At 67.7% G+C, this 9,656-nt stretch carries 5 protein-coding genes; 3 read left to right on the top strand and 2 right to left on the bottom strand.

Annotation, left to right across the window (positions count from 1 at the left end; translation table 11 throughout):
• Positions 1 to 34 precede the first annotated feature (34 nt).
• Complete coding sequence (locus D7V88_RS11305) at positions 35 to 2,611, top strand: N,N-dimethylformamidase beta subunit family domain-containing protein (protein ID WP_120540638.1); 2,577 nt, start codon at positions 35 to 37, stop codon at positions 2,609 to 2,611.
• Positions 2,612 to 2,630: 19 nt separating this feature from the next.
• Here the strand turns inward: D7V88_RS11305 and D7V88_RS11300 are convergent, their stop codons facing one another.
• Entirely contained in the window at positions 2,631 to 3,593 is a 963-nt protein-coding gene (locus tag D7V88_RS11300; protein WP_120540637.1) for an ATP-binding protein, read from the bottom strand.
• 67 nt (positions 3,594 to 3,660) lie between these two features.
• A complete protein-coding gene (locus D7V88_RS11295) occupies positions 3,661 to 4,311 on the bottom strand; it encodes a hypothetical protein (protein ID WP_120540636.1) in 651 nt (216 codons plus the stop codon).
• A 304-nt stretch (positions 4,312 to 4,615) separates the two neighbouring features.
• On the opposite strand from D7V88_RS11295, the gene D7V88_RS11290 reads away from it, so the two are divergent.
• Complete coding sequence (locus D7V88_RS11290; protein WP_208726224.1) at positions 4,616 to 8,203, top strand: tetratricopeptide repeat protein; 3,588 nt, start codon at positions 4,616 to 4,618, stop codon at positions 8,201 to 8,203.
• Positions 8,203 to 9,642, top strand: a complete 1,440-nt coding sequence (gene gltE / locus D7V88_RS11285) for an adventurous gliding motility TPR repeat lipoprotein GltE (RefSeq protein ID WP_120540634.1) — start codon at positions 8,203 to 8,205, stop codon at positions 9,640 to 9,642. Before D7V88_RS11290 ends, gltE begins: the two co-directional genes overlap by 1 nt.
• The last annotated feature ends 14 nt before the right edge of the window (positions 9,643 to 9,656 follow it).

Genomic DNA, 9,656 nt, shown 5'->3' with positions numbered 1-9,656 from the left:
GGCATTGTTGCCTCCATCACCTGGAGTCTCCCGCATGCGAAACATGATTCGCGCCCTGGTCCTGATGAGCGTCACCGTGGGCATCCTGTCGGCCTGTGGCCCCGCGTCGGAAGTGGATGAGGCGCCCCCCGGCGACCGCCACGACGAGCCGCCCCTCAACACCGACGACGCGGGCGTGACGGCGTCCGCGGACGGCGGCGTCATCGTTCCCGAATACGACGCGGGCATTCCGGACGACGAGCCAGACGCTGGCACCCTTCCGGATGGAGGCTCCTCGCTGCCCCCGCGCGACGCGGACGCGGTGCACAAGGAGAACCAGAAGAAGGGCACCGCCAACTGGCGCATCACCAAGAACGCCAACCAGCGTGAAGTCGAGGGCTATCCCCTCCAGGCCACCGTGACGCAGGGCGAGTCCCTGCGCGTGGCGGTGTCCCTATCCGAAGCGAAGAACTTCACGTGGTTCGTCTATCGCCTGGGCTACTACGGCGGCGTGGGTGCGCGCGAAGTCGCGCGGGGTGGCCCCGTGAAGGGCACGCGTCAGGCGGACTGCCCGGCGGATCCGACGACGGGCGTCATCGCATGCGCGTGGTCCCCCACGCTGGACATCCCCATCCAGAAGGACTGGGTGCGCGGCGTGTACGTGGTGAAGCTCGTGCGTGAGGACCAGCCCTCGCGTTACGTGCCCTTCTTCGTGCGTGACGCCAACCCGCGCTCCGAGGTGGCGGTGCTCATCCCCACCTCGAACTGGGCGGCGTACAACACCTGGGGCGGCACCAGCCTCTACGACGACCAGAAGGGCGTGATGAAGGCGCACGGCGTCGCCCGCGCGTTCCAGTCCTCTTACGACCGGCCCTACTACCGGGGCCAGGGCTCCGGGCACCTGATGCTGGACGACCTGAGCCTCGTGATGTGGCTGGAGTCGCAGGACCTGGACGTGGGCTACTTCACTGACGAGGACATGGACTCCAGCTACGACTTCCTTCGTGGCGCGAAGGTGTTCGTGATGTCCGGGCATGACGAGTACTGGTCCTCGAAGCAGAGGGATTACGCGGACCGCTCGCTGGCGGACGGCCGATCGCTGTTGAACCTGGGCGCGAACAACGCCTACTGGCAGGTGCGCTTCGAACCCGCGGCGGACGGCCGCGAGCGCCGCATCGTCACCTGCTACAAGGGCCACGCGGCGGATCCGTACAAGGATCAGCGCAGGACGGTGAAGTTCCGCGACCTGCCCGCGCCCCGGCCGGAGAACGCGCTCCTGGGCGTGCAGTTCCAGGCGCGCTGGCACCAGTGGCCCTTCCCCACGGTCATCACCGCGCCGGACCACTGGGCCTTCGCCGGCACGGGGCTCAAGGCGGGCGACACCCTGTGGATGGCCAATGGCTACGAAGTGGACCAACTGGTGAACAACGGTCGTCAGCCGGCCGGCGTGGACGTGCTCGCCGAGTCCCCCTTGCTGTCGCTCCAGGGCGGCTTTGGCTTCGCGCACATGGTGGTGCGCAAGCAGGGCGACGCGTACGTGTTCTCCTCGGGCGGCATCGACTTCGTGCAGAAGCTGGCCGGGGTGGGGGACCGCGTGGCGGATCCTCGCGCGGGCCGCATCGTGGCCAACGTGCTCTACAAGGCGCTGGGCCGGAAGGTGCCGGACGACCTGGTGAAGTTCCAGCCGCCGGCGGCGTCCCCGGCCGTGGGCCCGTTCGCGCAGGCCGTGCACACGGTGGCGGGCGAGCCGGGCAAGCGCAGCCGCTCGGACGGCAAGGTGGCGGCGAATGAGCTGGGCGCGCCGCTCGCGGTCGCGGTGATGCCGGACGGCGGCTGGGCGGTGGCGGATTCGCTGGGCAACAGCGTCAAGCGCGTGTCGGCGGACGGGAAGATCCGCACGGTGCTCACCGGCCTCATCGGCCCCATGGGCATCGCCGCGGACGCGCTGGGGAACATCTACGTGGCGGACACGGAGAACGCGCTCATCCGCCGCATCCCCGTGGAGGGCAAGGCGGAGGTGTTCGCGGGCACCGGGCCGGGCTATCAGGACGGCCTCGCCCTGGCGTCGGCCTTCAACCAGCCGGCGGGCCTGTCCTTCACGCCGGATGGAACGGGGCTGCTCGTCGCGGACCTGAACAACGGCGTCATCCGCCGCATCGACCTGGTGCTGCCGGGCAACCCGGTGACGACGTTGCAGGGCGATTGGATCTACCGGCCCTCCGCAGCGGTCCAGACGGCCGACGGCACCACCTACGTGGTGGAGAGCGGCATGGCCCGCGTGCTTCGCGTGCGCAATGGCGTGACCTCCGTGGTGGCCGGTTCGACGCCCGGCTTCAGGGACGGAGAGCCGTCAGGCGGGCAGCTCCTGCCGTACCTGGGCCTGGCGCTGCTGCCGGATGGTTCGCTCGCGGTGTCCGACCCCGGCAACTACCGCGTGCGCCGACTCGTGTTCAACGCGGCGGGGGAGCCGGAGAAGCTGACCACGCTCGCGGGCAGTGGCCGCTACGGCCACGCGGATGGTTCGGGCAAGGAGGCCCAACTGGTGCTGCCGGCGGGGCTCGCGGTGGGCCCGGACGGCACCCTGTACGTGGCGGACGCGGGCAACTCGCTGGTGCGCGCCATCACGCCTTGAGGGGCGGAGGGTGCGGTGATCAGCGCCCGGGGTTGCGCATCCCACCCAGGGGCGGAGGCGCATCCATCTCCTGCCGCGTGCGCCGCCGGTCCGGGGTGTCGCGCGGCAGCTCCACGAAGCTGCACATCTCGCACAGCCGGCTGTAGATGCGCTCGCCCACGCGCTCGCGCAGCAGCTCCGCGTCCTTCATCGCCGTGCGCGTGTCGTCGGTGGTGCGGTAGCCCGTCGGCGCGGTGCTGCGCGCGCCCTTGCGCTCCGGCTCCAGTGAATAGTTCGTCGCGAAGAGCGTGGTGCGCCCCGCGTTGTAGCGCCGGGCGATCAGCTCATCGAGCGTCTCCATCTCGAAGGGGCTGCCGCGCCCCTTGCCCAACTCGTCGATGGCGAGGACCTCGACCTCCGACAGCGGTCCGATGATCTCTCCGCCGCTCTTGCCGTCCTGGAACCCGCGCCGGATGGTCGCGTACAGGAGGGAGATCTCCACGTACCGGGAGCGCACGCCCATCTCCAGCACCAGGTGCCCGAGCGTCGCCGCCAGCAGGTGCGTCTTGCCCGTGCCCACCGGCCCGCTGAGCACGTAGCCCTTGTTCTTCGCCGTGTCGCCCTTCACGTACTGGTGGGCGAAGTGCATCGCCACGCCCCGGCCCCGGTCCTGGGCTTCGTTGAAGGCGCGGTAGTTGTCGAACGACGCGTGCGCCATGACGCCGGGCATCTGCACGTCGTTGAAGAGCGCCACCCGCTTGCGCCGCAGCGTGCACATGCACGGCTGGAGCACTTCGTAGGTCCGCGCGCCCACCTTCTTGCTGAAGGTGCCTTCCTTCTCCACCAGGATGTGCCCGCGCCCGCCACACACCGGGCACGCTTCCGAGCACGTACACACCCTCGCCGACGCGAGATCTCCGCGCCGCTCGATGAGGTACGTCCGCCCGCCGCACTCCCCGCACGCCTCGCCGTTCGCCTTGGCCGCCATCTGGGGTCCAGCCATAACACCGTCGGCCGTGCCCGTCAGTACGCTGATTTTCCGTTCAGGCGTTCGGAACTGACCCAACGCCTCAGGTCTCCTTCATGTCCAGCCGCCGGCGCACCGCCGCCTGCAACCGGAACCTGCGCGACACCCGCCGCGCACGGGCCGTCATGAGCTGCTGCTCGCCCGTCCGGGCCTCGCGCCACACCGTGCGCCGCTCCGTGAAGGGCAGGGCACGTAGAAGCACCAGCAGCGCCCAGGCCTCCTGCTGATCCATGGCCGCGGGCTCCCGGGGCACGCTCGCGAGCACCGTGTCCAGCAGCCGGTGCACCCGGGGCGCCAGGGTGGACTCCCGCTCCGTCAGGGCCCGGAGCGCCGTGCACAGCCGCGCATGGCGCACCTCCTCCCACGAGCGGGACGGCTTCTTCTTCACTTCCAGGGCGGCCTCCTCCCCCTGGCCCGCGGACAGATCGCGGTACTTGCGGATCTCCGTCTCCACCTGACGCCGGCACGCCCGGAGCGAGCGCAGCACCGGCTCCCCGGGCCGCGCGTCCCACAGCGCCTTTTCGGCGGAACGAGAGATGCCGCGCGCGACGACCTCGAAGGGAACCCCCTCCTGCGCCCACGCCGTGACGAGTTGGGTATCCAACGCGGACAGCATCAACCCCGAGCCACGCACCGCGAGGTAGTAGTCCTGCACCAGCTCTTCAAAGCTGGCACTCTCCGGCAGAAGGCTCATGATCCGCGAACGGCTCCAGGCAGGGCGGCCAGTCTTGCGACCGTCCGCTTCCCATACTCCCTGGATCCCTCATCGCAACCTTCCGGCCCCTGTTCAACACCTGTCTGGCCGCCCTCCGAGCACAACGAAATTGAAGTTTTCTCGCCTGCTATCCAACGGACCTGACGTCCGTCCGTCCAAGTTGACCCGCCTTGCGGAAACCGCGCATAGTACGGGTCCCCTCATGGAAATTCCCGAAGATTCCCGGACACTTGCCAAGCAGGCAGGCCATCGGGAACGCCGGTCCCTCGCTCCTAGGAAGACCATGCGCCGCTCGTTACTCGTTTGCCTCGTTCTCCTGACTTCCATGGCTTCGGCCCAGGAGAAGAAAGCACTGCGCGACGCTGACCTGGGCAAGAAGTCCACGACCACCGTGGACAAGTCCCTCGCTGGCGACATCACGCGCCCGAAGGAAGCCCAGCAGGCCGCTCCCACGCTGCAATATGATCAGTTCCGGTTGGGCGTTGAGGTGCAGGTCGCCTCCAAGCGCCGCGAACAGATCGAATCGCTGCGCAAGATCATCTCCCTGTCTCCTGATCAGAAGGAGGCCCCCAGCCTGTTGTTCCGCCTGGGCGAGCTCTACTGGGAGGAGTCGAAGTTCTTCTTCTTCGAAGCCAACCGGAAGGACGACGAGCTCATCGTCGCCATGAACCGCAACGACGCCGCGGGCCAGCAGAAGGCCAAGGCGGAGAAGGCGGAGTTGATGGCGAAGGTGAAGGAGAACGGCAAGTACGCCGTCGAGCAGTACACGAAGATCGTCCAGGAGTACCCGAAGTTCGAGCGCACGGACGAAGTGCTCTTCTTCCTCGGCCAGTACCTGATGGAGGACGGCCAGGACAAGAAGGCGCTCGTCGCGTTCAAGCGCCTCATCGAGAAGCACCCTACGTCCAAGTACATCCCGGACGCGTACTTCGCCTTCGGCGAGTACTACTTCAACAACTCCAAGGGCAAGCGCCCGGAGCTGGAGAAGGCGCTCGTGGCCTACAAGAAGGCCGCCGAGTTCCCGGAGAACCAGGTCTACGCCTTCGCCCTCTACAAGCAGGGCTGGTGCTACTTCAACATGGGCGAGTACGAGTCCGCGAAGGACAAGTACAAGACCGTGGTCCTCTACGGCGAGCTGGCGGGTGCCGCCGCGGTGGAGAAGGACGGCAAGGCCAAGGCCAAGGGGTCGCTCGTGCGTGAAGCGCGCGCCGACTACGTACGCTCCTTCGCCCGCGAGGGTGACGTCACGCAGGCCCGCGCGGACTTCGGCAAGGTCGCCACCAATCCGGAAGACCGCTTCGCGATGATGAAGCAGCTCGCGAACCTGTACTACGGCGACGGCAAGGACCGCGAAGCGGCCATCACGTACAACGCGCTGATCAAGGAGAAGCCGCTGTCGCCGGAGTCGCCCGGCTTCCAGGGCAAGATCGTCGACTGCATCCTTCGCATGGGCAACAAGGAGCGCACCGTGGCCCAGGTGCGCCGGCTCGTGAAGATCATGAAGGACGTGGAGTCCTCCGGCGTCATCAAGGACGACAAGGACAAGAAGGCGCTCGCGGAGGCGAAGGAGCTGTCCGAGCGCACGCTCTCCAACCTCGCCGTCACCTGGCACAACGAGGGCAAGAAGACGCGCAACGAGGAGACCTTCAAGTACGCGGACGCCGTGTACAGCGACTACCTCACGCTCTTCCCGGAGAACCCCAAGGCGTACGACCTGCGCTTCTTCTGGGCGGAACTTCTCAACGACAACCTGCAGAACTTCGACAAGGCCGCCGCCAACTACACCCTCGTCGTCCTCCAGGATGCCAAGGTGCTGGAGGCCAAGGACGACAAGGGCAAGCCGAAGCCGGGCAAGCCGGGCAAGTGGCTGAGCAACGCCTCCTACAACGCCGTGCTCGCGTACGACGAGGTCGTCAAGTCGGCCGAGGCGCGCGGCGAGGCGAAGAGCGAGTCCGCCGGCACCGACATCACCAAGAAGATCACCATCCCCACGCTGAAGAAGTCGCTGCTCGACGCGTGCGAGCGCTACCTCAAGTACGTCCCCAAGGGCGACAAGCGCGTGGAGATCGCCTTCAAGGCGGCGAACATCTACTACCGCCACAACCACTTCGATGAAGCCGTGCTGCGCTTCAGCGAGATCGCGCTCGGCTACCCCGAGTACAAGTTCGAGGACGGCCAGCGCGCGGGAGAGATCGCCGCGAACCTCATCCTGGACTCGTACAACCTGCTGCAGGACTTCGCGAAGGTGAACGAGTGGGCGCGCCGCTTCTACGCGAACGACAAGCTGGCGGTCGGCAAGTTCCGCGACGACCTGGCGAAGCTGATTGAGCAGTCGTCGTTCAAGCTCGTCAGCCAACTGGAGGAGAAGAAGGAGTTCTCCAAGGCGGCCGAGGCGTACCTGAACTTCGTCCACGACTTCCCGCAGACGGAGATCGCGGACCTGGCGCTCTACAATGCGTCCGTCGACTATTACAAGGCGAAGAGCCTGGACAAGGCCATCGAGGTCCGCAAGCGCCTGTTCGCGGAGTACCCGCGGTCCAAGTACGTGCCGGACTCCATCTACGCGAACGCGGAGGCGCTGGAGGCCATCGGCGACTTCGAGGACGCGGCGTCCACCTACGAGCTCTACGTGCGCGGCTACGAGCGCAACCTGAGCGAGAAGGGCGGCGCCCCTGCCGCGAAGGCCAAGGCGAAGGCCAGGGCGAAGGCGAAGCAGGCCTCCAACGACGACGGCCCCGCGAAGCCCGCGGTGGTGCAGAAGTGGGACGAGTCCAAGGCGCAGATCGCCCTGTTCAACGCCTCCACCTACCGTGAAGGCCTGGGCCAGTTGAAGGCCGCGCTGAAGAACCGCGAGCACTACCTGGAGCTGTGGCCCAAGTCGAAGGACGCCGAAGGCGTGTTCCTCTCCATCGTGGACCTGCACGTGAAGCAGGGGGCATACATGAAGGCCATCAAGCTGTTGGAGGAGTACGAGCGCGACAACATGCGCTCGTCCAGCAAGTTCCTCAACGCCGAGGGCCGCATCGTCGCCATCTACGAGAAGATGAAGAAGCCGCGCGACGTGACGCGCATGAACAAGCGCATCTACGAGTACTTCGACCAGCTCGGCCGCAACCAGAAGGCGTCGCTGGAGAAGCCCGCGCTGGCCGCCGCCGCGCAGGCGAACCTGCTCGCCATCGAGCCGGACTGGGTGGAGTACAAGCGTCTGAAGCTGTACTGGGGCGTGCCCGCGTCGCCGGAGCGCTTCAAGGGCTCGCTGGCCGACAAGGGCCGCGCGCTGGAGGTCGTCCAGAAGAAGTACGTGCAGACGGTGGCCCTGGGCGCCCCGGAGCCCGCCATCTGCGCGCTGCAGCGCATTGGCATGGCGTATGACCACATGGCGGAGATCGTGGTGAACGCGCCCATGCCGCGCGGTCTGGACGAGGAGTCGCAACAGGCCCTGCGCGACGAGTTCTCCAACCAGGCGCAGCCGCTCAAGGACAAGGCCACGGAGGCCTTCTCCGGCGCGGTCGCCAAGAGCCGCGAGCTGGGCGTGTTCAACGAGTGCGCCGCGGCGAGCCTGAAGATCCTCCGCACCACCTACGCTCCGGACAAGTATCCGGAGGTGCTGGAGGAGAAGCTGGCGCTGAAGAACAAGGAGTTCGTGCTCGCGGGCGACATGCTCGCCGCGGTGCAGGACATCCCGCCTCCGACGGCGAAGCCCGAACCGGAGAAGCTGGCCAAGAGCGAGGCGCTCAACGAGGACCTGTCGACGCTGACCAACCAGTTGCGTCAGCAGACCGAGTCCGAAATCGCCAAGCCCGCCGCCTCCAAGGACGGCAGCGCGCCCAAGAAGACCGTTGATGATCAGGAGCCGGAGGACTTCCTCTAATGAATCGCACGCACCCGTTCCGTCCCGCCCTCCTCCTGGCCTCGCTGGCCCTCACCGCCGTGGGCTGCACGTCGTCCCAGCCGGCCGTCAAGCCGGTGGTGGACAAGCCCGTCGCCGCGCCCACCGGGCCGGTGTCCATCTCCAACCGCGCCATGCTGCTGTTCGATGACGCGGTGAAGTCCTTCGACGCGCAGAAGAAGGCCAAGGCGTTCGACTACCCGTCGCTGGAGCGCAAGTTCAAGGCCGCGGCTGAAGCGGACAAGAACCTGGCGGAGGCCGAGTACAACCTGGGCGTCATCGCCGAGCGCATGGGCAAGCCCGACGAGGCGAGAGCCCGCTACCAGGCGGCGCTCACCAAGAAGCCGTCGCTGCGGCAGGCGTCGGACAACCTGGCCATCATGCGCCAGAACTCCGGCGACGTGGCCGGCGCGGTGGCGCTCTACCAGGACGTGCTCACCCGCTACCCGGACGACGCCGGTTCGCGCGCCCGTCTGGCGGAGATCTACCGGCAGAACAACGACCACGACAAGGCGATGGAGCTGTCGCGCGCCGCGCTCATGCGCGACCCGGCGAACACCAACGCCCTGAAGGTCATGATCCGCAGCTACCTGGAGCGCAAGCAGTTGGCCATGGCCAAGCTCGTCGCGCTGCGCGCGGTGAAGCTGGACGGCGCGGATCCGGAGCTGCACCACGCCGTGGGCCTCATCCTCCAGAAGGAAGGGGACAACGAAGGCGCGCGCGTGCAGTTCAAGAGCGCGCTGGAGGCCAAGGCGGACTACGTGCCGTCGCACGTGGCGCTGGCGCAGCTTGCGCTGGACGCGGAGGACTTCCCCGGCGCGGAGGAGCACCTGCGCCGCATCCTGCAGGCGGATGGCAAGAACGCCGCCGCGCACGTGGACCTGGGCATCGCGCTCAAGGGCCAGGGCCAGTACGACAAGGCCATGCAGGAGTACGACGAGGCGGAGAAGCTCAACCCGGAGCTGGGCGCCACGTACCTCAACCGAGGCATCATCCTGCACAAGGTGAAGGATGCTCCGGAGCGCGCGGTGGAGCTGTACCGCAAGTACGTCGCGCTGGCGGGCGGCGAGGTCGCGCTCAACGGCGAGGCCCCCGTCTTCGGCCTGATGCGCGAGGCGGAGAGCATCGTGCAGGCCAAGCGCGAGGCGAAGGCCGCGGAGGAGCAGGCCAAGCAGATGGAGGCGCTCCAGGCCCAGCAGCAGGCCGCGATGAAGGCGGAGGAGGCCAAGCAGAAGGGCCAGCCCGCGCCCAACGCCGTGACGCCCGTGTCGGGTGACGGCACCGCGCCCAAGGCCACCCCGGCCGCCGGCAACGGCAACCAGCCGGCCGCGGCCACGCCGGCGGGAGGCACTCCGGCAGCGCCTGCCCAGAAGAATGCAGCCCCGGCGGACTCAGACGAGCCCACCGACGACCTGCTGTGATGTGGGAGAAGCCC

The organism is Corallococcus terminator, assembly GCF_003611635.1.
GTDB lineage: Bacteria > Myxococcota > Myxococcia > Myxococcales > Myxococcaceae > Corallococcus > Corallococcus terminator.
This window is presented reverse-complemented; position numbering and strand designations above follow the sequence as displayed.